The sequence below is a fragment of the Nocardia suismassiliense genome, from assembly GCF_900269665.1.
GTDB classification, from domain to species: Bacteria; Actinomycetota; Actinomycetes; order Mycobacteriales; family Mycobacteriaceae; genus Nocardia; species Nocardia suismassiliense.
This window is the reverse complement of sequence record NZ_LT985361.1, coordinates 1,868,661-1,891,447: the sequence shown is the minus strand read 5'-3', so window position 1 is coordinate 1,891,447 and position 22,787 is coordinate 1,868,661. Positions and strand designations below refer to the sequence as shown.

The 22,787-nt window shown below is 68.0% G+C and carries 25 protein-coding genes; 9 read left to right on the top strand and 16 right to left on the bottom strand.

Annotation, left to right across the window (positions count from 1 at the left end):
• A partial coding sequence (locus DBO33_RS08495) for a BTAD domain-containing putative transcriptional regulator (protein WP_199856555.1) occupies positions 1-2,748 on the top strand: 2,748 nt, incomplete at its 5' end.
• Positions 2,749-2,990: 242 nt separating this feature from the next.
• Here DBO33_RS08495 and DBO33_RS08490 read toward each other — a convergent pair.
• Entirely contained in the window at positions 2,991-4,430 is a 1,440-nt protein-coding gene (locus DBO33_RS08490; RefSeq protein WP_107654537.1) for an alpha/beta hydrolase, read from the bottom strand.
• Positions 4,431-4,501: 71 nt separating this feature from the next.
• On the opposite strand from DBO33_RS08490, the gene DBO33_RS08485 reads away from it, so the two are divergent.
• Positions 4,502-5,104 (top strand): TetR/AcrR family transcriptional regulator, encoded by a 603-nt coding sequence (locus DBO33_RS08485; protein WP_159080150.1) that lies wholly within the window; start codon positions 4,502-4,504, stop codon positions 5,102-5,104.
• On the opposite strand, the gene DBO33_RS08480 is transcribed toward DBO33_RS08485, so the two are convergent.
• Positions 5,013-6,071 carry a sigma-70 family RNA polymerase sigma factor gene (locus tag DBO33_RS08480; RefSeq protein WP_107654535.1) on the bottom strand — a complete coding sequence of 353 codons (1,059 nt, stop codon included), beginning with the start codon at positions 6,069-6,071 and terminating at the stop codon, positions 5,013-5,015. The genes DBO33_RS08485 and DBO33_RS08480 overlap by 92 nt on opposite strands.
• Positions 6,072-6,223: 152 nt before the next feature.
• Between DBO33_RS08480 and DBO33_RS08475 the strand changes: the two genes are divergently transcribed.
• The 3 genes from DBO33_RS08475 to DBO33_RS08465 are packed head-to-tail and all read left to right on the top strand — an operon-like array spanning position 6,224 to position 7,974.
• Positions 6,224-6,619 (top strand): PPOX class F420-dependent oxidoreductase, encoded by a 396-nt coding sequence (locus DBO33_RS08475; protein WP_107654534.1) that lies wholly within the window; start codon positions 6,224-6,226, stop codon positions 6,617-6,619.
• Positions 6,620-6,651: 32 nt separating this feature from the next.
• Positions 6,652-7,197 carry a YdcF family protein gene (locus DBO33_RS08470; protein ID WP_107660082.1) on the top strand — a complete coding sequence of 182 codons (546 nt, stop codon included), beginning with the start codon at positions 6,652-6,654 and terminating at the stop codon, positions 7,195-7,197.
• Between the two features lie 45 nt (positions 7,198-7,242).
• Positions 7,243-7,974 carry a VIT1/CCC1 transporter family protein gene (locus tag DBO33_RS08465; protein ID WP_107654533.1) on the top strand — a complete coding sequence of 244 codons (732 nt, stop codon included), beginning with the start codon at positions 7,243-7,245 and terminating at the stop codon, positions 7,972-7,974.
• Between the two features lie 71 nt (positions 7,975-8,045).
• Here DBO33_RS08465 and DBO33_RS08460 read toward each other — a convergent pair whose 3' ends face one another.
• The 3 genes from DBO33_RS08460 to DBO33_RS08455 are packed head-to-tail and all read right to left on the bottom strand — an operon-like array spanning position 8,046 to position 8,864.
• The gene (locus DBO33_RS08460) at positions 8,046-8,222 is read right to left on the bottom strand and encodes a CsbD family protein (RefSeq protein ID WP_107654532.1); all 177 of its coding nucleotides are present in this window, start codon (positions 8,220-8,222) and stop codon (positions 8,046-8,048) included.
• 9 nt (positions 8,223-8,231) lie between these two features.
• Positions 8,232-8,387 carry a DUF6131 family protein gene (locus DBO33_RS43505; RefSeq protein ID WP_167768950.1) on the bottom strand — a complete coding sequence of 52 codons (156 nt, stop codon included), beginning with the start codon at positions 8,385-8,387 and terminating at the stop codon, positions 8,232-8,234.
• Positions 8,388-8,411: 24 nt separating this feature from the next.
• Entirely contained in the window at positions 8,412-8,864 is a 453-nt protein-coding gene (locus tag DBO33_RS08455) for a hypothetical protein (RefSeq protein WP_107654531.1), read from the bottom strand.
• Positions 8,865-8,991: 127 nt separating this feature from the next.
• Between DBO33_RS08455 and DBO33_RS08450 the strand changes: the two genes are divergently transcribed.
• Positions 8,992-9,186, top strand: a complete 195-nt coding sequence (locus DBO33_RS08450) for a heavy-metal-associated domain-containing protein (protein ID WP_325050794.1) — start codon at positions 8,992-8,994, stop codon at positions 9,184-9,186.
• A gap of 56 nt (positions 9,187-9,242) precedes the next feature.
• On the opposite strand, the gene DBO33_RS08445 is transcribed toward DBO33_RS08450, so the two are convergent.
• Both DBO33_RS08445 and DBO33_RS08440 read right to left on the bottom strand, forming a co-directional pair.
• Positions 9,243-10,820 carry a Na+/H+ antiporter gene (locus DBO33_RS08445; protein ID WP_107654529.1) on the bottom strand — a complete coding sequence of 526 codons (1,578 nt, stop codon included), beginning with the start codon at positions 10,818-10,820 and terminating at the stop codon, positions 9,243-9,245.
• A 75-nt stretch (positions 10,821-10,895) separates the two neighbouring features.
• Entirely contained in the window at positions 10,896-11,891 is a 996-nt protein-coding gene (locus DBO33_RS08440) for a DUF418 domain-containing protein (protein WP_107654528.1), read from the bottom strand.
• 120 nt (positions 11,892-12,011) lie between these two features.
• Here DBO33_RS08440 and DBO33_RS08435 point away from each other — a divergent pair, with 120 nt between their 5' ends.
• Complete coding sequence (locus DBO33_RS08435) at positions 12,012-12,452, top strand: MarR family winged helix-turn-helix transcriptional regulator (RefSeq protein ID WP_107654527.1); 441 nt, start codon at positions 12,012-12,014, stop codon at positions 12,450-12,452.
• A 26-nt stretch (positions 12,453-12,478) separates the two neighbouring features.
• Positions 12,479-12,859, top strand: coding sequence for a DUF5313 family protein (locus DBO33_RS08430; RefSeq protein WP_107654526.1), 381 nt, complete (start codon positions 12,479-12,481; stop codon positions 12,857-12,859).
• 327 nt (positions 12,860-13,186) lie between these two features.
• Here the strand turns inward: DBO33_RS08430 and DBO33_RS08425 are convergent, their stop codons facing one another.
• Both DBO33_RS08425 and DBO33_RS08420 read right to left on the bottom strand, forming a co-directional pair.
• Entirely contained in the window at positions 13,187-13,837 is a 651-nt protein-coding gene (locus DBO33_RS08425; protein ID WP_107654525.1) for a response regulator, read from the bottom strand.
• Entirely contained in the window at positions 13,834-15,057 is a 1,224-nt protein-coding gene (locus tag DBO33_RS08420) for a sensor histidine kinase (RefSeq protein ID WP_234390735.1), read from the bottom strand. Before DBO33_RS08420 ends, DBO33_RS08425 begins: the two co-directional genes overlap by 4 nt.
• 97 nt (positions 15,058-15,154) lie before the next feature.
• Between DBO33_RS08420 and DBO33_RS08415 the strand changes: the two genes are divergently transcribed.
• A complete protein-coding gene (locus DBO33_RS08415) occupies positions 15,155-16,165 on the top strand; it encodes an SDR family NAD(P)-dependent oxidoreductase (RefSeq protein WP_234390734.1) in 1,011 nt (336 codons plus the stop codon).
• A gap of 36 nt (positions 16,166-16,201) precedes the next feature.
• Here DBO33_RS08415 and DBO33_RS08410 read toward each other — a convergent pair whose 3' ends face one another.
• The 7 genes from DBO33_RS08410 to DBO33_RS08380 form a co-directional block, all read right to left on the bottom strand.
• Entirely contained in the window at positions 16,202-17,086 is an 885-nt protein-coding gene (locus tag DBO33_RS08410; protein WP_107660079.1) for an aminoglycoside phosphotransferase family protein, read from the bottom strand.
• A 65-nt stretch (positions 17,087-17,151) separates the two neighbouring features.
• Positions 17,152-17,829: a hypothetical protein gene (locus DBO33_RS08405; RefSeq protein ID WP_107654524.1), complete on the bottom strand. Its 678-nt coding sequence runs from the start codon at positions 17,827-17,829 to the stop codon at positions 17,152-17,154.
• Between the two features lie 175 nt (positions 17,830-18,004).
• Positions 18,005-18,601 carry a hypothetical protein gene (locus DBO33_RS08400; protein WP_107654523.1) on the bottom strand — a complete coding sequence of 199 codons (597 nt, stop codon included), beginning with the start codon at positions 18,599-18,601 and terminating at the stop codon, positions 18,005-18,007.
• A 14-nt stretch (positions 18,602-18,615) separates the two neighbouring features.
• Entirely contained in the window at positions 18,616-19,572 is a 957-nt protein-coding gene (locus DBO33_RS08395) for an MlaD family protein (RefSeq protein WP_107654522.1), read from the bottom strand.
• Complete coding sequence (locus DBO33_RS08390) at positions 19,569-20,687, bottom strand: MlaD family protein (RefSeq protein WP_107654521.1); 1,119 nt, start codon at positions 20,685-20,687, stop codon at positions 19,569-19,571. Before DBO33_RS08390 ends, DBO33_RS08395 begins: the two co-directional genes overlap by 4 nt.
• Positions 20,684-21,769, bottom strand: a complete 1,086-nt coding sequence (locus tag DBO33_RS08385; protein ID WP_199856554.1) for an MlaD family protein — start codon at positions 21,767-21,769, stop codon at positions 20,684-20,686. Before DBO33_RS08385 ends, DBO33_RS08390 begins: the two co-directional genes overlap by 4 nt.
• Entirely contained in the window at positions 21,769-22,785 is a 1,017-nt protein-coding gene (locus DBO33_RS08380) for an MlaD family protein (RefSeq protein WP_234390733.1), read from the bottom strand. Before DBO33_RS08380 ends, DBO33_RS08385 begins: the two co-directional genes overlap by 1 nt.
• Between the last annotated feature and the right edge of the window lie 2 nt (positions 22,786-22,787).

The window sequence follows — 22,787 nt, the reverse complement described above, 5'->3', positions numbered from 1 at the left end:
GCCACATCGGTCGCCGCGGCCGCCGGACAGCTCCGCGACCACGATCCGGCCGCGGCACGGGCGAATCTGATTGCCGCACTCGGCAAGTGGCATGGACCCGCGCTGAGTGGGCTACCCGGGCCGTTCGCCGAGCGGCAACGCTCCCGGCTGGAGCAGTGGCGGCTGGCCATTCTGGAGGATCGTCTCGCGCTCGACATCGAGACCGGTCACAGCGCCGCCGCCGCCGCCGACCTCGGCTCGTTGATCGAGGAACATCCACTGCGCGAACGGTTCCGGGCGCTGCTGATGACCGCGCTGTACCACTCGGGCCGCCAGTCCGACGCGCTCGACGCCTACGCGCAGGCCCGCCGGGCGCTGGTGGACGGTGTCGGCGTCGAGCCGGGGCCGGAGCTGGCGGTGCTGCACGAGCGGATACTGCGCGGCACTATGCCCGAGATCCGCGGCACGCCTCAGCCGCGCGCAATGACCGAGCCCCACGCAACGCTTGCGTCCTACACCACGCCGGAACCGGACGCCGCCTCTGAGTCCCGCGCCATACATGAGCCCCGCGCAACGACCGAGTCGCACCCGACGACCGAGCCGCGCTCTATCGATGCGCCCCACGCCGTGGCCGGATCGCCCGGGACGGCCGAAGCCCGCGCGACGGACGATCGCGGCACCGAACCGGTGCCCGCCCAATTACCGCCCGACATTGCCGATTTCACCGGGCGTGCCCGTCTGGTCGACGAACTCGCGGCGCAGCTGACCGGGGCGGGCAGCGCGGTGGCGATCTCCGCGGTCGGTGGGATGGGCGGGGTGGGTAAGACGACGCTCGCGCTGCATGTCGCGCATCGAGTGCGGGATCGCTTCCCCGATGGGCAGTTGTACGCGAATCTGCACGGTGTCGACCCGGTGCCCACGCCCCCGGGTGCCGTGCTCGGTGGCTTTCTGCGCGCGCTCGGCGTTGCCGAGAGTGACATCCCGCCCACCGTGGAGGATCGTGCGGCGGAATTGCGAACGCGGTTGTCGGGCAAGCGGATACTGATGGTGCTCGACAATGTTCGGGATTATGCGCAGGTCGCGCCGCTGCTTGCCGGTTCGGCGGTGCTGATCACCAGCCGATCGGCGCTGACCGAGCTGCCCGCGGTGACGCGCACTCGGCTCGATGTGCTCGAAACGGCGGAGGCGATGGCCTTGCTCGTCCGCATTCTCGGCGCGGATCGTATTGCGGCCGAGGCGGAATCGGCTCGCGAGGTGGTCGCGCACTGTGGTCTGCTGCCGCTCGCGGTGCGGATCGTCGGCGCTCGGCTCGCGGTGCGGCCGCAGTGGACGATCGCGTCGTTCGCGAATCGGCTGGCCGATGAGAAAAGCAGACTGAGCGTGCTGAAGACGGGCGAACTGGCGGTCGAGGCGGCGTTCCGGCTCGGCTACGGGCAGTTGAATGCCGAGCAGGCCAGGGCTTTTCGCACGTTGGCCCTGGCGGAGGTGCCCGACCTGTCGATCGGTGCCATCGCGGCGGTCCTCGGCATCGCCGAGCTCGACGCGGAGGACGTCTGCGAGTCCCTGGTCGACCTAAGCCTGTTGGAGACCACCGCGCCGGGCCGCTACCGATTCCATGATCTACTGCGGCTTTTCGCGCGCGGCGTCGCCGACGAGGACGAATCCGCCGTGCTGGAGCGGGTGCTCGACTATCACCTGGCCAGCGCGAAGAATCTGCTCAGCGCGATCGACTACAGCAATACGACGCGACTGCTCGTCGCGACCGCGGTTCCTGGCCGCGCGTTCGCCAGCGGCTCGGATGGCCAGGCGTGGAACGATATCGAGCGGCCGGTCGTCATCGCGCTGCATCAGCAGGCGGCGCGGATCGGCGGCCGCGCGCTCGACGTGGCGGCCGACCTCGCGTGGGTGATGGCCGAGTTGATGGACGCGGGCACCGGCGCCCGTGAGCTGTCCCGCGCACTGGAGTCGCTGCTGGAAGCCGCCATCGCGGCCGACAACCTGGCCGCGGAGCGGCGGATCAGGACCGCGCTCGGCGCGCTGCTCCAGGTCGGGCTCGGCGAGGTCGAGGCCAGTCTGCCGCATCTGCGCGCGGTGTCCGGGCCGCCGGTGACCGACGTCGACCGCAGGCTGTCGGTACTCGCGTCGGTGCTGCTCGGCATCGCGACGCGACGGCTGGGCGATGCGGACGCCTCGCATCGGCATTTCGAGCACGCCACCCAGCTCACCCGCGCCCTCGGCGACCGCTCGATGGAGGCGTGGTGCCTGGCACTGGTCACCCGAACCTACTGCGAGGCAGCCCAATACGACGAGGCCGTGGCGGTGGCCGAGCGGGCCATCGCGCTCGCGCGGGAATCGTGCAACCCGGTGGCGCTCGGCTGGGCCACGCACGAATTGGCCGCCACCTTGTCGATGCGCGGCGAGCACCCGCGCGCTATCGAGCTCGGCATCGAGGCGGTGCGCGCGGCGCAACGCAACGGCGTGCGCCTGTGGGAGGGCTGGGCACGCACCCGGCTGGCGCAGATTCAGCTGCAGGCAGGCAATGTGGCCGAGGCGGAGACGCAGGCGGCCGGTGCACTACAGCTGCTCACGAAGGCGGCGGATCCGATCGATCGGGCACGGGCCATGGCGTTGCATGCGGCCGCGCTGGCAGCCCGGGGGCACCGGGACCGCGCCGAGCGGGAGTTACGGGAGTCCGCCGAGATCTTCACGCGCGCAGGCCTCGCGCCGCCGACCATCGACCGCCTGTACGGCGCCGCAGGCACCGAATAACGAACGTTTATTCATCATTTATCCGGCGCTGAGCCGTGGCTGGCATCCTGCTGTGTCGATGCGACCACCACCGCCAGTGGTGGGCAGGAAATGAGTCGTGCGGACTCGCGACCGCCCGGAACTGGGACCGAGCGACCGGTCGGGTCCGCGCCGACTCGCGCTCGCGGGGTGCGCGAGGCGTAGCGCGGACCCATTCCGGACGTCGGTATCCCCGTCGGCACCTTCTCGCCAGGCAGAGTTCGTTAAGGGCAGACGGTCCCCTGCTCGGGCACGACACCCTCCCGCAGATACGCGTGCACCACCCGGTCGACGCACTTGTTCACGCCGCCGTACGCCCCATGCCCCGCACCGTGATACGTGACCAGGACACCCGAGGCCAGCGCCTGCGCGAGCTCGGACACCCAGCCGATCGGCGCCTCCGGATCACCCGTGTTGCCGATCAATACGATCGGCGCGGCGCCCGCGCCACTGATCGGCGCGCGGCCGACCCCGTGGACGGGCCAGTACGCGCACTCGGCCAGGCGCAGCCCGGTCAGCTCGCCGAAACGCGGGGAGGCCGCGGCGAATTCGGGCATGAATCCGCGGATCTGCTCGATGCTGTAGAAGTCCGGATAGTCGGCGCAGTTCGCGGCGGTATTGATCGAGGCGAAGTTCGAGCGTGAGCCGTCGGGACGGCGTCCCGCGAAAAGGTCGGCGTAACCGATGAGTTCGTTGCCATTGCCCGAAAAGGCCTGGGCGAGTGCGTTGATCAGGTGCGGCCAGATCTCCGGGGCGGCCGCGCCGAGACCGAGGCCCGCCGTCGCGACCGAGCGGGGGAGCGGCGTGCCACGATCGGTGGCCAACGGGTTCGTCTCGACGCGGGCGAGAAACGCGTCTATCTGCGTCGACGCCTCCTGCTCCGTCCGGCCCAGCGGGCAATTCCCCTCGGCCACACAGAAACTCAGAAACTGACGCAACGCCGCCTCGCTGCCCGCGGACTGGTCGAGCAGGCTTTGCCGGAAGGTGCGCAGCGGCGTGCCGGGCGCGTCCAGCAGCATGCGGCCGACGCGCTCGGGAAAGAGCGTGGCGTAGGCGGCGCCGAGCTGCCCGCCGTAGGAAACGCCGAGGTAGTTGAGCTTGTCGTCGCCGCCCCCCGCACGGACCAGGTCGATATCGCGTGCGGAATCGAACAAGCCGATATGCGGGAGCAACGGACCCGACGCCGCGACGCAGGAGTCGGTGAACTGCCGACTGCTCGCATCGATCGCCGCCCACTCGGCGTCGGTGCGCGGAACACGGTCCGGCAGTGCACCATCCGAGCAGACGACCGCAGAGCTGCGGCCGACACCCCGCGGATCCCAGGACACCAGGTCGTAGTGCTCGAGCAGGGGCGCGAACCGAGTCGCCACGCCGACAACGGTTTCCAGCCCGGACCCACCGGGACCGCCCGGGTTGTAGACCAGCGATCCGAGACGCTTCGCGGGATCGGCGCTGCGGGTACGGATCAGCGCCAGCTCGATGGTGCCCGCCGCCGGATCGCGGTGGTCGCGGGGCGCGCTGATCGTCGCGCATTGCCACGGCCGCCCGTCGGCCGCCATGCCCTGACACGGCGACCAGATCGACGCCGCCTCCCGCGGCGGATCGCCGGCACAGGCCCCCACCAGCAGTGCTGTCACCGCGATCAGTACGCCGAACCACCGCATCCTCGACCCCCTCTTTCTCCGCACAACTGTATTACCAATGAAAACTAACACAGTTGTGCTACAAATACGAGGTGGCACGAACCGTTGACCAGCAGGCCCATCAGCAGCGGCGCCAGACGATCGCCGAGGCCGTCTGGCGGGTCATCCAGCGCGACGGGCTGGAGCACGCGTCGGTCCGCAAGGTGGCCACCGAGGCGGGCGTCTCGATGGGCAGCCTGCGGCACTACTTCTCCACCCAGTCCGAGCTGCTGGCCTTCTCCCTCGGCATGGTCGGCGAGGGCATGATGGACCGGATCCGGCAGCTGGACCTGGCCGAGGACCCGTGCGAACGCGCGGCACAGATCCTGCTCACCGGGCTGCTGCCGACCGGCCCGCACCAGCGCGCGGTGACCACGGTGTGGCTGGCGTTCCTCGGCCGCGTGCTCACCGAACCGGCACTGCGGCAGCGCAGCGACGAACTCTATGACGCCACCGCCGAACTCGTCGCCTGGGTGCTGGGCGAACTGGCCGCGAGCGGCCGGCTGCGCGACGGTCTCGATCTGGCGTGGGAGACCGAACGCCTCTATATCTTCGTGGACGGTCTCACCGTGCAGTCGCTGATTCGCCCGGAAAAGATTCCGCCCGAACGTATTCGGGAGCTGCTGCGGCACCATCTCGACCAGCTGTGTCGCTGATCTCGGCGGGGAAACCGAACGTGGTGACCAGTCCCGGATCACAAAAGGCCGCGATCCGGGTGATGGCGTCCACCGTGGTAGTCAGCACAGCGACGCCGAAAGCCCGGTAGGAGCCGGGTGTTTCGCGCAGATACGCGACGGCGGCGGGCTGTCCGTTGGCGCGCGTCGGGTACAGCAGCCAGTCCCCCGGCGCACCGAGTACCTGTGCCGCAAGGTAAGCCACACAGGTGCGCTTGCCCTCGAACCAGGTCTGGAACGGCGGCATCTCGATCACGGCGTCGCGGTGCAGCAACCGTTCGAGGGCGGCCGCGTCGGAGTGCTGGAAGGCGGCCATGTACTCCGCGAGCAACGCCCGCTGACCCGGCTCGGTCGGTGTGGCGGCTTGCTCTGCGGCCGTGGCGATTTCGTCCAGCCGCGCCCGCGCCCGCTGCAATGTGCTCTTGACCGCCGCAGTGCTGGTGTCCAGGATCGTCGCGACCTCTGCGGCGGGCAGGCCGAGTACGTCGCGCAGTAGCAGGACCGCGCGCTGCTTACCGTTCAGGTATTGCAGGCAGGCGATGAGGGCGAGCCGCAGGCTGTCACGGGCGACCGCCACGCCGGCCGGATCCGCTGCTTCGGCGGTCACCAGCGCGTCCGGCATCGGTTGCAGCCACTGGGTCCCGGTCGGCGCCATGGCCGGTTCCGCGGCTGGATCGTGGCCTGCGGTGCCGAGCCCGGAGGGCAGCACCCGGCGACCGCGGTGCTGCAGCGCGGTGAGGCAGGCATTGGTGGCGATCTGATACAGCCAGGTGCGCACCGAGGAGCGCCCCTGGAAGCCGTCGAAGGAGCGCCAGGCGCGCAGATAGGTCTCCTGGACCAGGTCCTCGGCGTCGTGCACCGAGCCGAGCATGCGATAGCAGTGCGCGAGCAGTTCCCGCCGGTAGGGCTGGGTGCGGCGGGCGAAATCGGCGTCCGGTGCTGCGGTCATCCGCGCGGTCCTCTCCGGTGCACGGCCCGCGTCCCGCGAGCCTCTCGCAGATAAGACCCGGCGCGAGTGGAAAAAGAATCGGCGGCACCCGATTCCTTCGTGCCGAGTGCGCGGTCTGCATAACCGGATTCACCACGACAAGGAGACCGATGATGACCGTGCCCCTCGATGACACCGTGCGCGCCCTGATCGACGGCCCGCACGCCGCGATACTGGCCACTTCGAACGCCGACGGACGCCCGCAGTCCTCGGTGATCTTCGTCGACTACGACGGCGAGATGCTGCTGTTCAGCACGATCAAGGGTCGGCTGAAGACTCGCAACATGCAGCGCGACCCGCGCGTCAGCCTGCTGGTGCTCAGCAAGACCACCGGTCGATATGCGGAGGTGCGCGGCCGGGTGGAGATCACCGAGGACCCGGAAAAGTCACTCTCGCACCAGATGTACGCGAAGTACATGGGCGGTGCGACGCCGCCGCCGGAGCCCGGCGCCGAGCGACTGATCGTGCGCATCACGCCGGAGAAGCTGTACGTCTTTCCGCCCGGGTAAGGCCGGGCCGACATTTCGGTATCGTCGGGGTGGTGCCCGGCCTGCGACGAGCTGGAATCTTTGCTGGCGCCCTGCTCGCCCTGATCCTGCTGATCGGGCTCGCGGGTCTGCCGGTGTACGTGCGTCCGCAGACCGATCCGCTACGCAATGCCGATGCCATCGTCGTACTGGGCGGCACCGCCTATGAACGCTTCGATATCGGTCTCGACCTCGCGCAGCGGGGATACGCTCCGACACTGCTGATTTCGCGGTCCACCGGTCTCGACGATCACGAGATGGACCGGTACTGCGCGGGCCGATTCGACTTCACCGTCAGCTGTTTCGTCCCCGACCCGTGGACCACCGAGGGCGAGGCGCAGGAAATCCGGCGGCGCGCACAGCAATTCGGCTGGCGGCACCTCATCGTGGTGACCTACACCCCGCATGTATCGCGAGCGCGCTACATCGTGGCGAAATGCTTCGACGGCGAACTGACCATGGTGGCCAGCCCGAGCGCGTCCGGGCTGCGCTTCTGGACCTGGATGTATCTCCGGCAGTCGGCGGGCTACCTGCGAGCGTTTCTGTCGCCGGACTGTTGAGCGGGCTACCGGCCGGCAGGGCGAGCGTCGCTTAGTCTTCGCCTCATGGACGAAACGACCAGCGAACCCGCAGGCGCGCATCCGCACGAGCCCCATACCGAGGGACTGGCGTCCAAGCTGAACTGGTTGCGCGCGGGCGTGCTCGGCGCGAACGACGGCATCGTCTCGACCGCCGGTTTGGTCGTCGGCGTCGCTGCGGCGACGACCGATACGGGCACCATTTTCACCGCGGGCATCGCGGGGCTGTCCGCGGGCGCTATCTCCATGGCGGTCGGCGAATACGTGTCGGTCAGCACGCAGCGCGATTCCGAACGTGCCCTGCTCGCCAAGGAACAAAAGGAACTGCGTGAAGAACCGGACTTCGAGTTGGCCGAGCTGGCCGGCATTTACGAAGCCAAGGGGCTGTCCCCGGCAACGGCACGCAAAGTCGCCGAGGAACTCACCGCGCACGACGCGTTCACCGCGCACGCCGAGGCCGAGCTCGGGCTCAACCCCGAGGAGCTCACCAATCCGTGGCAGGCGGCGGGCTCCTCGGCGGTGTCGTTCACGCTCGGCGCGCTGCTGCCGCTGCTGGCCATTCTGTTGCCGCCGGTGCCGCTGCGCATTCCGATCACCTTCGCCGCCGTGCTGATCGCGCTGGCGATCACCGGTTCGGTCAGTGCCCGCCTCGGTGGTAGCGACCGCGGCCGGGCGATGTTGCGGGTAGTGATCGGCGGGGCGCTGGCCATGGCGGTCACCTACGGCATCGGGCAACTCACCGACGTCGCCGGGCTCTGACGCGTAGAAACGCCGAAACCGGTGCCGGCCGAGGGGCTTGACTTGCTCCTCGACCGGCACCGGCTATCAGGTCAGCGCTTGAACGCGGCCCGAAGTTTATCCGCAGCGCGTTTCATGTTGCCGCCGGCCTGTTCTCGACGTCCCTCGGATTCCAGACGACGGTTTCCGGCCGCCCGGCCGAGATATTTCTTGACGTTGCCCCTGGCGGCTTGCACCTGGTGCGCGATCCTGTCTTCGAATTTATTCACGGTCGATCCCTAGTAATACCAGCGCCGGCCACCGACCGGGCGGCCGACCGATCCGGCGATCATCAGCACGAGGCCGACGATGAGAATGATGATGCCTGCGGTAGTGAGCAATCCGATTCCGAGCAGCCACCCCGCGATGAGGAGGACAAGTCCGAGAATAATCATGGTCGTATTTCCTTTTCTCGATGATTATTTCGACGCCGGCGCCTGCACGCGGGACGTGCTTTCTGCGCGCGGTGTGTCACCGGCCGGAGCCGTGGCCGGGCGGCGCACGAATCGACTCCAGACTGGCTCGCGGTGCGACTGCGGTGCGGGCTCCTTGCGGGCCGGTGGGGTACCGTCCGCCAGATCGCGCCGGACCGCCGCCATTTCGCGGCGGGACTGCCTGAGCTCACGACGTGCCACCATGTTGCGCCGGGAGACACGCCAGACACCGGTCAGCAGCAGGGCCAGGCCCAGCGTGCCGATGGCGCCGAGGACGATGCCGTAGCCGAACAGCACACCGCTGGAGCCGTGGAAGTGGTAGTCGAAAACCGCGAAATCACTTGGTAGGAAGTTGGCTTCGCCGTTGTTCGCCACCACGCCGGCGACTCCGACGATCACTGCTGCGATCAAGACGACGAGCCCGATGATGATGATCATGACAATCCTGTTGCGTCGAGTTGTGTGACACCCCGGCTATTCCCGGGGATACGACGACCAAACGTGGATCGGCGAAATCTACTGCTCGTCGGCGTTTACGCACGTCGATACGGTCTATTCGGTGTTCATGAGCTCCTACACGATTACCTTGCACAACGTCACCCGCGAGTCCGCCTCGGCCATCGAGTCCACGCTGCGCGGCGTCAACGGTGTCGATTACGTCGACATCGATGTGGCGTCGGAGTCCGCCACCGTGAACTCCTCGCTGACCTATGAAGAGGTATTGGAGGCGATCCGCAACACGGGCGTGGCGGCCAGCTGATCCTGTTGCGTGCGTGCTGGTTCCGGTATTGCCGGACTCAGCACCTGCGCAACAGTTCAGCGCCTGCCCAGATCCAGTCGCCTGGTCACCCGGTCGACCAGGTCGATCGGCATACCGGGCTCACGGCGCGCATTCATAGCTTCGCGACGTCCTGCCTCCAGCACGTCTTCCCGGATGTCGCGTAACTTCTTGGCCAGCTTCGCGTTTCGAGCCGCCTCGGACTGCGCGTCCACGTCGGCGGCCTGTGGATCGGCCCGCGCCATGCGTTGACGAAAGCCGTCACGCAGGCGTTCGTAGACGTCGTCAGGCAGATTCTGTTCCACGGCAATCTCTTTCAGGCGAGCCAGCTCGGCCTTGATCACGCGCTCCCAGAGTTTGCGCTCGAGTTCGCGTTCCAGCTTCGTGTCCGCGTGAACGCCGGTGAGGCGCACCACGAATGGCAGCGTCGGCCCCTGCAAGAGCAGGGTGAACAGGACGACGGCGAAGGCGGTGAACAGGATTTCGGTACGGCCGGGAAAGTCGGCGCCGTCGTCGGTGAGCAGCGGAATGGCCAGTGCCAGTGCGACGGTCGCGACGCCACGCATGCCCGCCCACCAGGTCACGATCGTCTCGCGCCAGGTGTAGGGCTCGTCGGCGTCCACCCGGCGCCACCACGATCGACCAATGGCCCACGTGGTCATGAGCCAGATCAGGCGCAGGCCGACGACGACCGCGACTACGGCAGCCGCGCCGCCGAGCATCGTCGGCCAGCGGTCACCGGTGGCCTCGAGCACCACACCGAGTTCCAGCCCGATCAGCCCGAAAGCGAAGCCGCTCAGCAACATTTCGATGATGTCCCAGAAGGACTCGCCGACCAGTCGATAGTCGGGGTCGCTGAATTCGGTGACGGCGTCGGTCAGATACAGCGCGCACACGACCACGGCGAGCACGCCCGAACCATGCCATGCCTCCGCGAGTCCGTACGCGGCGAACGGGAGCAGCAGGCTCAGCGCCACCTGCCAGGTGGCCTCGCCCAGATAGTTGGTCAACCGGCTACCGGCCCAGCCGAGCAGTAAACCGACAATGACCGCCACTACCGCCGAGACAGCGAACTCCGCGGCCGCGCTCGGCGTCGAAAAGCGCCCGGTCATCACGGCTTGGATCGCGACACCGTAGATCACGATCGCGGTGACGTCGTTGAACAGCCCCTCACCGCCCAGCACCACCACCAGTCGACGGGGCAGACCGAGGCTGCCCGCCAGTGCGGTCGCCGCCACCGGATCCGGCGGTGCGACCAGCGCGCCGAGCGCGATCGCCGCCGCGATCGGCAACCCCGGATACCACGCATGGAACACCGCGGCCACCGCCACGGCCGTCGCGATGACCAGGCCGACCGCCCGCAAAGCGATCGGCCCCCAGTTCTCCGCGAACTGCCGCCACGAGGTACGCCGCGCCGCCGCGTACAGCAGCGGCGGCAGCACCAGCGGCAGGATCAGGTCCGGCGGAATATTGATCCGCGGAGCAAACGGCAGCAACGCGACCACGCAGCCGAACACCGTCATCAACACCGCCGACGCCACCCCAACCCGCTTGGCCAGCGGCTCAGCCAGAATCGCGGCGAACAGGATGACGAACATCAGCACCAACTGGTCCATGACCGACCAGTCTGCGATGCCACCCCAGCTTTGCTCGTCCGCCGCGCCGGACCGGAGCTGGAGCGGCCTGAGGCTTCACCAGCGTCGGGCAGGTTCCGGAACCCGGCGGACGGGGACCAACTCCCACCAAGTGACGCAGCGCCAGAGCCATTCGAGGGGGCCGTAGCGGAATATCTTCAGCCAGGTCCAGCTGACGAGGGCTTGCAGGGCGATGATCGCGGCGGCCAGGCCTAGGAGGAGGCCGTACTTGGCGGAGCCTGCGAGAGCTAGGCGGGGTTCGGCCAGCAGGATCAGGACGGTGGCGGAAATGTAGTTGGTCAAGGCCATTCGGCCCATGGGTTCGAGTACCTCGGAGAGGATGGCGCCGGTTTCGGTGCGTAGCAACAGGAGTAGACCGGTCAGGTAGGTGAGTGCGCCGAGTAGGCCGGCGACAGCGGGTGCGCTGGTGGCCAAGAGGTTGAGGTAGGGGGTGCGGTACTCCCAGATGCCGGCAACTACCGCAGCAGGTAAAGCCAGGGCGAAGACGGCGGCTAGTTGCCAGCCGCGGTCGTCGAGGGTGTGTGGGATGCCGTAACGGGCGGTGGCCAGGCCGAGCAGGAAAAGGCCGGGGACCAGGCCGAATCCACCGCTGAGCACCACGGCGACACCTACTGTTCCGACGAGGCCGAGTAGCAGTACCGCCCAGTTCGGCAGGCTGGTGGCGGGCAGCAGGATCACCAATCCGACGATGGCGTAAGGCAATAGCGCCTCGCCGGGCTGGAACTGGTGATGGAGCAGACCGAGCAGGCCCAGCGCAATGAGGCGGCGGATCAGCACCAGCTTCGGGTGATCGGTGCGCTGGGCCGCGCTGTCCAGGAACAACGCGAAGCTCAGTCCGAACAGGAACGAGAAGATCGGGAAGAAGCGGCCTTCGAACAGCACCGACAGCAGGTGCCGCAGCGGGACCATCTCGCCGGGCGCGCGCACCGCGGTCATGCCGGTGATCTGCCAGATGTTGACGACCAGGATGCCGCACAGGGCGAATCCGCGCACGGCGTCGAGCTCGTGGATGCGACCTGTGTCGTTCTGCATGCATCTCAAACTAACCATCGCCCGCGGCACAACCACGCTTCTCCGACGAGATGTCGCGCACACACTTCGTGCGTTAACTGTTAGTACGTTAACATTGACGGCGGTGCGACAGGAGGACAGATGGACGATCCGCTGCAACTCGACCGGCAGGTGTGCTTCGCGTTGGCAGTAGCCAATCGCGCGGTGCTCGGCGTGTATCGGCCACTGCTGGAGCCGCTCGGCCTGACCCATCCGCAGTATCTGGTGATGCTGGCGCTGTGGGGCGAGGCGCCGATGTCGGTCAAGGCGATCGCCGAGGCCATCCAGTTGGACTCGCCGACACTGTCGCCGCTGCTCAAGCGGTTGCAGAGCGCCGGGCTGATCACCCGCGAGCGCGACAGTCGCAACGAGCGCAACCTGGTCGTGAACCTGACTCCGGCGGGTGTCGCACTGCGCAAGCAGGCCGAAAAGATCCCGCCCGCGGTGGTCGAGCGACTCGGCGTCACGCTGGCCGACCTCGAGGAGCTCCGCGAAGTGCTCACCCGCGTCAACGAGGCCGCACGCCGATCCACGGCGGTCTAGACCCGATACCTGCGAGGAGTTCGCGCATGTCCCGAAAAACGCAGCGGCCCAACCCGATCCAGTGGATCGGCTACGTCTTCGGCCGCCGCCTGCCCGATTCGATGATCGACTGGGTGCGCAACGACCTCACCGGCAAATACGCCACCGCCCGCCACATCCTGCGCGGCATGGTCCCGTTCACCCCACTGTTCGTTGTCTTCCTGCTCTTCCCCGGCGAACTCTGGCTACGCGGCGCCATGGTCCTACTCGCCATGCTCCTGGCCCTGTTCTACACAGCGGCGTTCATGCCGATGAACCGCGCCCACCGCCTCGCGAAGCACGGACTCCCCGCCGACCTCGAGAACCCGGAACGCATGCGCCGCCGCGCCCTCGAACGCGCCAGGTACGCCGCCCAACACCCCCACTGACCGCACACGGAGTCAGCGGAATCTCCACCGCCGACCCCACCTGCGACCAGGCGATCGTCCGGGCGGTGCGGTCACCGTCGTTTTCGCCCGCATCCGATCCCGCCACGGCGCATGCGCCGGCCGAACGGTTCGCCGTGCCCAATTACGCCGCATGGCACAGGACTCGAGACGGCGCAGTACCTCGCGCAACGACATCGCCGACGTCGTCCTCCGCACGAGCAGCCTCGTACGCTCCTGTCCGCCCCCGCTCCCCCGCCTGCCTGGCGAGGCGTTCAGCGAAAAACTCCGGAACAATGCTCACCCTTCGAGCGTCTCAGCCGTGTCCAGCTAATTTCGGGAACTTCGGGCACCGAGGACGGCTAGTTGGACTCGGTTGGTGGTGCCGGTTTTGGCCATCAGGTTGGTGATGTGGGTTTTGACGGTGGTGATGCCGAGGTGCAGGTGGGTGGCGATGTCGGCGTTGGGGAGGCCCTCGGCTACCAAGGCCAGTACTTCTAGTTCGCGGGGTGTCAGGCCGGGGGGTGTGCGGGGTTCGGGGGTGGGTGGGGTGGTGTGGGCTGACAGGGCGGAGTCGACTACGCGGCGCAGGACGTTCGGGGAGAAGGGGTGGTCGCCTGCGGCGGCGCGGTGGATGCCGTGGAGCAGGTCGGTGGGTGAGGCGTCCTTGACGAGGAAGCCGCAGGCGCCTGCGGCGAGGGCCGGGTAGAGGTGGTCGTCGTCGTCGAAGGTGGTGAGGGCGAGGATGCGGGTGGCTGGTCTGCTCGCGAGAATTGCTGCGGTGGCACGGATTCCGTCCATGCCGGGCATACGGAGGTCCATCAGGACGACGTCGGGGCTCAGGTGCTCGGCTAGCCGGACGGCGTCGCTACCGGTGGCGGCCTCCCCTACCACCTCGAGAGCGTTGTCGGTTTCGCAGAGCATGCGCAGGCCCGCGCGGACCAGGTGCTGGTCGTCGACGAGCAGGACGCGGATGGTCATGCGGGCACCGGGCGTCCGGTCGGAAGACGTGCCGCGAGTTCCCATTCCGGGCCGACCCGAGCGGCGGTGAACTCGCCACCGAGCAGTTCGACGCGCTCGTGCAGTCCGATCAAACCGAGCCCGTGGCCGTCGGCGGGCCGGCGCGGAGCCGAACCGACGTGCACGCTCGATGACGACGCGGAACCGTTGTCGCGCAACGTGAACCGAACCTCGCCGTCCTGGACGGTGATGGTCAAGTGCGCTGTCGCACCGGATCCGGCGTGCTTGGCGATGTTCGAGACACCCTCCTGGGTGAGCCGCAGCAGCGTAAGGGCAAGCACCGCATCGACTTCGGCGATGTCGTCGGTCACCACGGCGTGCACGGTGATGCCCGACTGCCGGGCGCGGTCCACCACGGCGGTGAGCGCGGCGGGCAGGTCGGCGGGCGCGATGAAGGAGTCGCCGGTCATCGCCGGATCCCGCAGGATGGCGAGCAGCCTGCGCAGGTCGGTGAGCGTGGCCTTGCCGCTGGCGTGGATGTCGTCGAGCACTTCGAGTGCCCCGGGCGGCGCGTCGGGCATGGCGTGCCGGGCGACGCCGACGCGCAGCACGGTCGAGGAGACGTGGTGGGCGATCAGATCGTGCAGTTCCCGCGCGATGGCGGTGCGTTCGACGGCGCGGGCGGCGGCCACCTCGGCGTCGCGGCGCTGGGCGATCTCGTGCGCCCCGCGGCGGGCATGCTCGGCGCCCTCGCGTGCCGTGCGCAGCAGCACACCGAGCAGTACCGGCGCACCCGCCATTACCACCGCCCGATACCCGTTCGCAGCCAGGTCACCACTCGGATGCAGAAGATAGGCGCAGGCCAGCGCGCAGGCGGCCACCCACGGTTGCCAACCGGACCGGCGCGCCGACAACTCGACCAGCGCGACCGCAGCGGCCACCTTGGGCACCACCGGACCGGTATCGCCGATCTCGAAACCGACCAGCAGCAGACCGCTCACCGCGAGCGACGTGGCCAGCGGCCAGCGCACCCCGCCCGCGGTCACCAGCACCGCGAGCAGCCCGATCGTCCAGTCGACCGTGCTGGGCGCATCGCTGAGGAACAGCAGGCACCCCACCGCCGACACCAGCAGCACCAACAACCGCACCGGCAAAAACCGCTCGTCGAGCCATGATTCCAGGCCACGCGTCACTTCCGCCGAACTCACCACGTCCTTCATCATGCCGGGCACCACGACCACCCGACTCCTCCCTGCGGAGGAGCAACCTCATCCGCGCGGCCGATATTCGGGCCGGCGGACGGAGTCGCCGGATCTCGGTGGTCGAGAGGGTGGTGGCATGACGAACAACGATGAGGCGGCCCGCGTAGCCGATGGCGGCGAGTTCAGATCGACCGAGGCACCCCGCCCCACACCGGGTAAGCAGCAGCAAACGAAGCCGAGCCGCAGGCGGCTGCTCGGCACGATGGCGGCATCCGGCCTCGCCGTCGGCGCGGCCGCCGGGCTCGCCGGAGGCGTTGCGCTGGGCGCGAACTCGAACCCGCCACGGTTCGAACCGACTGCGTTGCGACGCTTCGCCGGCAAAACCGTGGTGATCACCGGGGCGACCTCGGGCATCGGCGCGGCGGCCGCCCGCTTGTTCGCCGCGGAAGGCGGACGGGTGGCGTTCTGCGGGCGGCGCGAGGACCGCGGCCGTGCGGTGGAGCGCGAGATCCGGGCGGCAGGCGGTGAAGCGACCTATATTCGGGCCGACGTGCTGGTCGAGGACGAGGTCCGGAACTTCGTCGACTCGGCCGCGCAAATTTATGGCGGGCTGGATGTCGCGTTCAACAACGCGGGCATCACCGTGCAGAAGAAGCTGCACGAGTACAGCACCGCCGACTTCGATCGGGTACTGAACACCAACTTGCGCGGCACCTTTCTCGCGATCAAATACCAAGTACCGCATCTGATTCGACGTGGCGGCGGCACCATCGTGGTCACCTCTTCCAGTAACGCACTCGCCACGGACGCGGGGCGCGGCGCGTACACCGCGAGCAAGCGCGGGCTGGTCGGCCTGGTCCAGTCCGCGGCGCTCGACTACGCGGCGGACGGTATCCGGGTCAACGCGCTTGTCCCCGGCACCACCGACACCGAATTCGTGCGCCGAGCCGCGGGATTGGAGCACCTCCCCGACGACGTGTACCAGGTGATGATGAAACAGTGGGCTGGCAGCAATGTTCCAGGGCTCGGCCGCCTGGCCACCGCAGCGGAGATCGCCGCATTCGCGCTCACACTCGCCTCACCTGAACACCCGTATCTCACCGGTGCTCAACTTGTCATAGACGGTGGAAAAACCGCACATGCGTAGGGATTTCGAGCAGTGGCGATCATGCGGCGAAACCGATCAGCGCAGCGCCCAAGGCGCAATCTCCTGGACGGAGGGGTAGCCCGGGTCGTCACAGTCTTCGTCCTCGGCGAACCACAGCCAGTTGCGCGCGCACTGCACGAGGGTCCAGGCTCGGGCGCGGTCGGCGTCGAGGCCTGCGATGTCGACTACCGCGGCGAAGCGGTCATCGAGGGTGGATTCGGTTCTGCGGCTCCACAGTAGGGACAGGGTGGTGAATTCAGGGTCGCCCGCGAGCGGCTGCGGGTCGATGACCAGCCACGGTTCTCGTTGTGCGGCAAGCACGTTCTCGAAGTGCAGGTCCTCGTTCACCAGCAGCTGGGCGGCGGTGGGTCCGAGCTGGCTGCACACCTCGACGGCGGCGTCCAGCAGCTTGCGCGGGTACGGCGCGCCGAGCCGCTCCCATTCCCTGGGCAGTTCCTCCGCCCAGCCCGCCGACTCCGCGCGCAGGTTCCGCGAAATACCTTGCGGCACCGGGATAGCCAATCGGCGCATGAGCTCGCAGGTGATGCGCACAGCGTCATCGATCGGCTCGGTGTGCAATGAACGTCCGGCTTCGAGACGCTCCAGCAGCATCGCTCCGTTGTCGGCGTCACTGTCGAGGAGCAGTACCGCACCGTCGCCCTGCCATGCAGCCAGCGCGACCGGTTCGTCCTTGGTTTCGGGCGTCAGATAGTTGAGTTTGAGCACGGCCGCGCTGCCGTCCGCGCGCCGGACGGGCAGCACGAGCCCGCCGTAGCCGTGCATGGACGGTCCGTCGAAAGTGAGTTGCCAGCGTTCGACGTACTGCGCGGCGAGATCGGGCAGGCGGTCGAGCCAGGCACGGGCGGGTGCGCCCTCCTGGTTGGCGAGGCGGGTGGCGAAGAACTCGGGCACGACGGTCACGTCAACGAGCATCGCAGCCGTGTCGATCGATTTTCGGTCGCCCTATTCGATAGACCCGATCGGCGTCAGAGGTCGGCACCGGCGGGCACCGGCGGAGGCGGCGGGAGCCCAGGAAAGAGGGGCGGAAGCGGAGGCAGCGGACCGGGCGGAGGCGGCGGACCGGGAACGGGCGGCGGTTCCGGCGCAACAGGCGGTGGTTCCGAAACCGAGGGCGGTGGCTCCGGCGCAGCAGGTGGCGGCCCTGGATTCGCCGGTGGTCCCGGGTCGGCGGGCACCGGCTCCGGAGCGGGGCCTTGCTCCTGTGCCTGGCACACCCAACGCCCGTCCGGCCCGCGCATCCACTGCGCGACGATCCCGTCGTGCGAGCAGTCGTCCCCGATGCGATGCACGTTCTGCCCCTGTGGAACACAGGCCCATTCACCGCCGCGCAGATCCCACTGCGCGACGATGCCGCCCGCCGAGCAGTCGTCACCGATCTTGCGCGCGGGCTGCGGGGCGACGGGCGACGGTGGTCCCGGACTCACCCGGGTGGGCGACGGGGTGGTGCGGCCGGTGGTCGACGGCCGCGCGGAGGTCGTCGTGGACGGCGACTTGTCGTCCTTCGAGCCCTCACCCGACCGCAGCAGCATCCCGACCGCGACCACCAGCACCAGGACGGCGGCGATCACAGCCGCGATCACCAGGCCGCGGTTGTCGGCGCCGCGCCCACCGTCGGGTTCGTGACTGCCGCCGGGTGTCACCATCGAAACCGCCTTCTCTGCTGGACAGGGAAATACCGGTACGAATGTTGATCTTCACGGCACGCTACCCGAAGGTTGCTGTATCAACGTCGACTTTAGACAATTTTCATTTATGCAGGTAAAGGCCGTTTACTGGGAATAGCTATGGGTAAACTCGGCCCGTTTCAATAACCAAGGATCACTGCTTGGGCAGCGCGCCCGCCATCCCGCCGACGTCGGTGACCTTCCACCCGTTGTTCGGGTCCACGTTCACCGTGTAGGTGACCGTGGTCTGCGCCCCTTCGGGCGTCTGCGCGCTGGTCGAGGTGACATTGAGGAAGACATTCACCTTGTAGACCCCGTTGTCGGTGTTCATCACCTTGGCGGTGATCGGCGCCGAGGTCGAGGTCCACTTCAGCGGCACCAGGATGTCCTGCAGCTTCGGCGCGGTGGCGTCGAACTTGTTGGCCAGCTGCGGGGTGGTGTTGGCCTTGAGCTTGGCGACCCAGGCGTTGACGTCCTGGAAGTTGATGTTGGAGGCGCCGACCGCGTAATCGGTGGCGACCTGCTCGGCGTGCTTGTCGTCGGCGGCCGCGGCGTCGCGGTCGCTCAGGTCGCCGCGCGCCGAGGCCCACAGCGCGCCGAACACCACGGTCGCGGCGGTCAGCGCCACCAGCGCCGCGGCGACCGCGACGGTCGACAGGCGAATCGAGACGGTCTTCGGGTCGCGCGCCGGGGCGGGCGTGGCCTCGGTGTCGACGTCCTGCTTCGGTTCGGTCACAACGTCGTTCGACATCGCGTCCTCCTTTCCTATTTGACGGCCACCCGCACCTTGACGGCGCCATCGGCGTCGACCTCGGCGAGAGCCTGGGAGATCAGGTCGGATATATCGATGCGCGGCGCGGCCGCGACCAGCGCATCGACGAGTGGGCGCAGCACCGGCGCCAGCGAACTCAGTTCCGGCTGGAGCTCACGCAACGCGTCGACCGTTTTCGCGGTGAACGGGGCGATCCCGTTTCCGGTCGTGTACTGGTCGATCGGCTGGCTGTCGACCATCCGGCCGACATGGGCGACGAGATCGCTGAGCGCCTGGGTGAACTGGACCCACTCGGGCGCGGCGGCGCTGAAAGACGGTCCTACCCAATCCATGTTGGTGGCCGTGTTCTGCAGACTGTTGAGCAGCGAGGCGATCTGCGGATTGCGGCTCATGATGGCGGCCGCGAGCAGATCGCCGGAGCGGGCGAGATTCGGGATCGCGCCGTCGGTGCCGGCCAGGGACTGTTCGGCGGTGCTCACCAGCGAACCGACCACGGCCGGGTCGAGCTGGTTCAGCGTCTTGGTGGCGAGCCGGGCGACCTCCGGAATCGACAGCGGCATAAGCACATTCGAAGTCGTCAGCTGCTGGCCGTCGCGCAGGTACGGTCCGCCGTCGGCGTTCGGCCGGAACTCGACGTACGGCTCGCCGAGTGCGGACAGGTGCTCGATGGTGACCGTGCTGTCGGTCGGCACCCGGCGGTCAGCGGCGAGTTTCAGCCCGACCTCGACACCGTCGGCACTCTTGCGCACCGAGCTGACCCGACCCACCTCGATCCCGGTGAGCAGGATCGGCGACCCGACAGCGAGCCCGCCCGAATTGGTCAGCACCATGCTGGCATCGGTGTACTCGGCCAGCGGATCGGCCTGCACCACGTTGAACGTCAGGTAGCCCGCGCCGAGCACGGTGATGGCGGCGATGCCGCCGAGCGAGGCGATCGGCCCGAGCTTCATCGGACGACTCCGATCATGCGTAAGGTCTGGATGATGCGATCCGTCTGGTCCTGAATCGGCACCGGCGCATCGGTTTTCACGCCGGTGATATTCACCTTGGGCCCGTGCTCGGCAAAGGGAATGATCTTCTCGCGCACCAGCGAGACCAGCGCCTGCAGATTCGACGGCTGACTCAGGTCCAGCGGCCGGGCCGAGGCCAGCAGCGGCAGGAAGGCCTGCACGGTGCCGTCGGCGCTGTTCAGCAGCGGGCCGAGCCAGGTGAGCGAGGTGCCGATCGGGCCGAGCTGGTTGAAGATCTTGGTCACCCCGACGATGGACGGGGCGATGCCGTTCATCTGGTCCACCGACTCCTGGGTGAGCAGGTCGGCGAGCACCGGCCGGATGCCGTGCAGCACGTTGGTGTTGTTGTCGATCCCGTCGAGCAGCGAGTCGAGGTCGTCGAGGTGGTTGCCCAGATCCACCGCGTCGTCGGCCAGGGTCTTGCCGATCTGCTTGGTCCGGGCGGGATCGGCGGGCAGCACATCGTTGAGCTGCTCGATGGTGTCCTGCACCTGCTGCACCGCGCCGCCCTGGGTGAAGGTGGCCAGCGCGGCCATCGTGTCCTCCAGTTGCACCGGCGGTTTCGTCTGCGCGAGCGGGATCGTGCCGCCCTCGGGCAGCAGCTTGTCGAAGCCGTTCGACGGGGTGATCAGCGCGAGATGGATGTCGCCGAGCACCGTGTTCTGCCGCAGTTCGGCCAGTGTGGCCGCGGGCAACCGCGCCGACTTCGAGATTCGGGCGTCGACGACCACGTAACCGCCGCGGCCGCCCGCCTTGGCCGAATCCACCACGGACACACCGGAAACCGTGCCGACCTGGGCGCCGTTGGCCATGATCTTCGCCCGTGCAGGCAGATTCAGCACATTGGCGAACTGGATGTGCACGTCGTAAGTGGCGCCGGAGACCTCGGAGCCGGGCACCGGCACCGAGGACGGATCGAACGCGCAGCCCGCGGCAGGCAGCGCGCCCGCCAGCACCACCGCGAGCCCGGCGGCGAAACGACCACCGCCGCCGCCCTTTTCCCGACGAGCAAGCGTGACGACCAGTCGTCCGGTCTCGTCCCGATGGATGTTCATCGTGCACCCGCCATTCCGAACAGCAGTGCTGCCATATCGACCTTCGCCATGCCGTTCGCAGCGTCGCAGCGCCCCGGCGCCATCGCGTTCACCACCGCACAGACCTGATCGGCCTGCTGCTGCGGAATCGCGACCTTCGGTGGGGCATAGGTGATTCCGGACTGCCCGAACGACCGGAAGGCGTCGGTCAGCACCGGCATCATCGATACGATCTGGGCCAGCGAGCCGACCCGGGCGCGCAGGAACTTCACCAGCGGCACGGTGGCATCGAGTGACTTCATGATCGGGTCTCCGAAGGCCGTGGTGAGGTCGTTGAGGATCGGGAGCAGCTGCCCGAGTCCGTCGATCACCTGGGCACCGGGTTCCAGGAGGTCGGTGCGCGCCGCATTAAGCGTCGGCGCCAACCGGCGGAACATCGATTCGATGTCGCCCCAGTGCTCCTCGACCTTCTTGCCGACCGAGGCGAAGGCGTCGAAGACCCCGACCAGATGGCCGATATCGGCGTCGGGCGAGGCCATCGCCCCGCTCAGCTTCTTGATGATGTCGTTGACCTGCGGCCCGGTCCCCGCGGTCGCCGCGTTCAACTGCGACAAACCCTGGGCGAGTGCGTCGGGGGTCTTGTTGTCGGGTCCCGAGATCTGCGCGGAGAGCTGCGCCACCGCGTTCAATGTCTCGGAAATGCTCTTGGGCGTCAGCGTTTTGGTGATGCACTGACCGGCGTTCCAGCGCGCGGTGTTCTGGCCGGAGGACACCACGGCGAGCTGGCGGGCCGCCACGATGCTGTCGGCGAGCGTGGTGGCGCCCGCGTCGGCGTAGACCGGCTTGTCGGCCTCGACATCGAACTCGACCTTCACCGACTTACCCTGCGGCGCAATCGAAGTCACCGTGCCCACCGGGATGCCGCGCATGGTGACCTGATTGCCGACGTACAGCCCGACGCTGTCGGGCATGATCGCGCAGTAACTCTCGGTCTTCTTCATCGGATCGAAGGCGATGAAGTACCCCACGACGACGAGCACGACCGCGACGAGCGCACCCGAGACCGACATGAACGCCCGCGAGCCGAGCACCTTGTGCAGCATCAGCAGTCTCTCCCCGGCAACGGCACGCAGACCCGCGCGAGTGCGCCCGCGGGCGCGGTGATGGTCTGCCCGGACTGGTCGATCGTCACGCCGCCGTCGGGCCCGGCCAGCGCCGACAGCTTCTGCTGCATGTCCTGCACCGAGCCGATGACCGGATCCAGCTTGTTCAGCAGCTCCGACATCCGGGGCACGGCGTCGAACAGCGGCTGGAGCTTGGGCTTCAGCTCGGCATAGGTCGGCGCGATCGCGGCGGCCTTGTTGATGACGGCGTTCAGCAGCCGCAGACCCTCCTGCAGCTCGGCCCGCTTGCCGAGGACCAGGTCTTCCATGCGGTTGGTGGCCTGCACCAACCGGCCGAGCGAGCCCTTGGCGCCGTCGTACATGGTCACGTACTCATCGGCATTGGCGATCGCCTTGGAGATCATCTCGTGCTGGCGATTGAGGTCGTCGACAAAGCTGCTGAGGCTGTCGAGGGTGGTGCGCAACGTGTCCGGCGCCTCCGCCACGGAAGTGCCGAGCGCGGCGAGGTTGCGCCGCAAGGTATCTCCGTCGATCTTGCTGACCGGCTCGGCCGCGTCCTGGAAGGTCTGCACCAGGCTGTACGGCAGCCGCACCCGATCCATCGCAATGTGCTTGTCGCCCAATGGTGTTGTGCCCGAGGGGAACAGCGCCACATAGTTGCCGCCGACCACGGTGAGCATGCGCACATCCAGCGTGGACTGATCGCCGACGAACAACCCGGAGTCCACGGTGAAACGCATGACCACCCGATCCGGTTTCAGCTCCAGCGATTTCACCGTGCCGACACTGATCCCGGCGACGCGGATGTCGTCACCGGCCTTCACCGACTGGGCCTCCGCGAGATCGGCGGTGTAGGTCTTCTTACCGATCGGCACCACGTAGAGCACGCCGGCCGCGACCGCCACGATGGCCACCAGCACGACGCCGATGATGCCGAGCCGGATCTCGCGCCGCTTCGTCTCCTGCTCGCCGATCACGCGACGATCAGCGAACATGC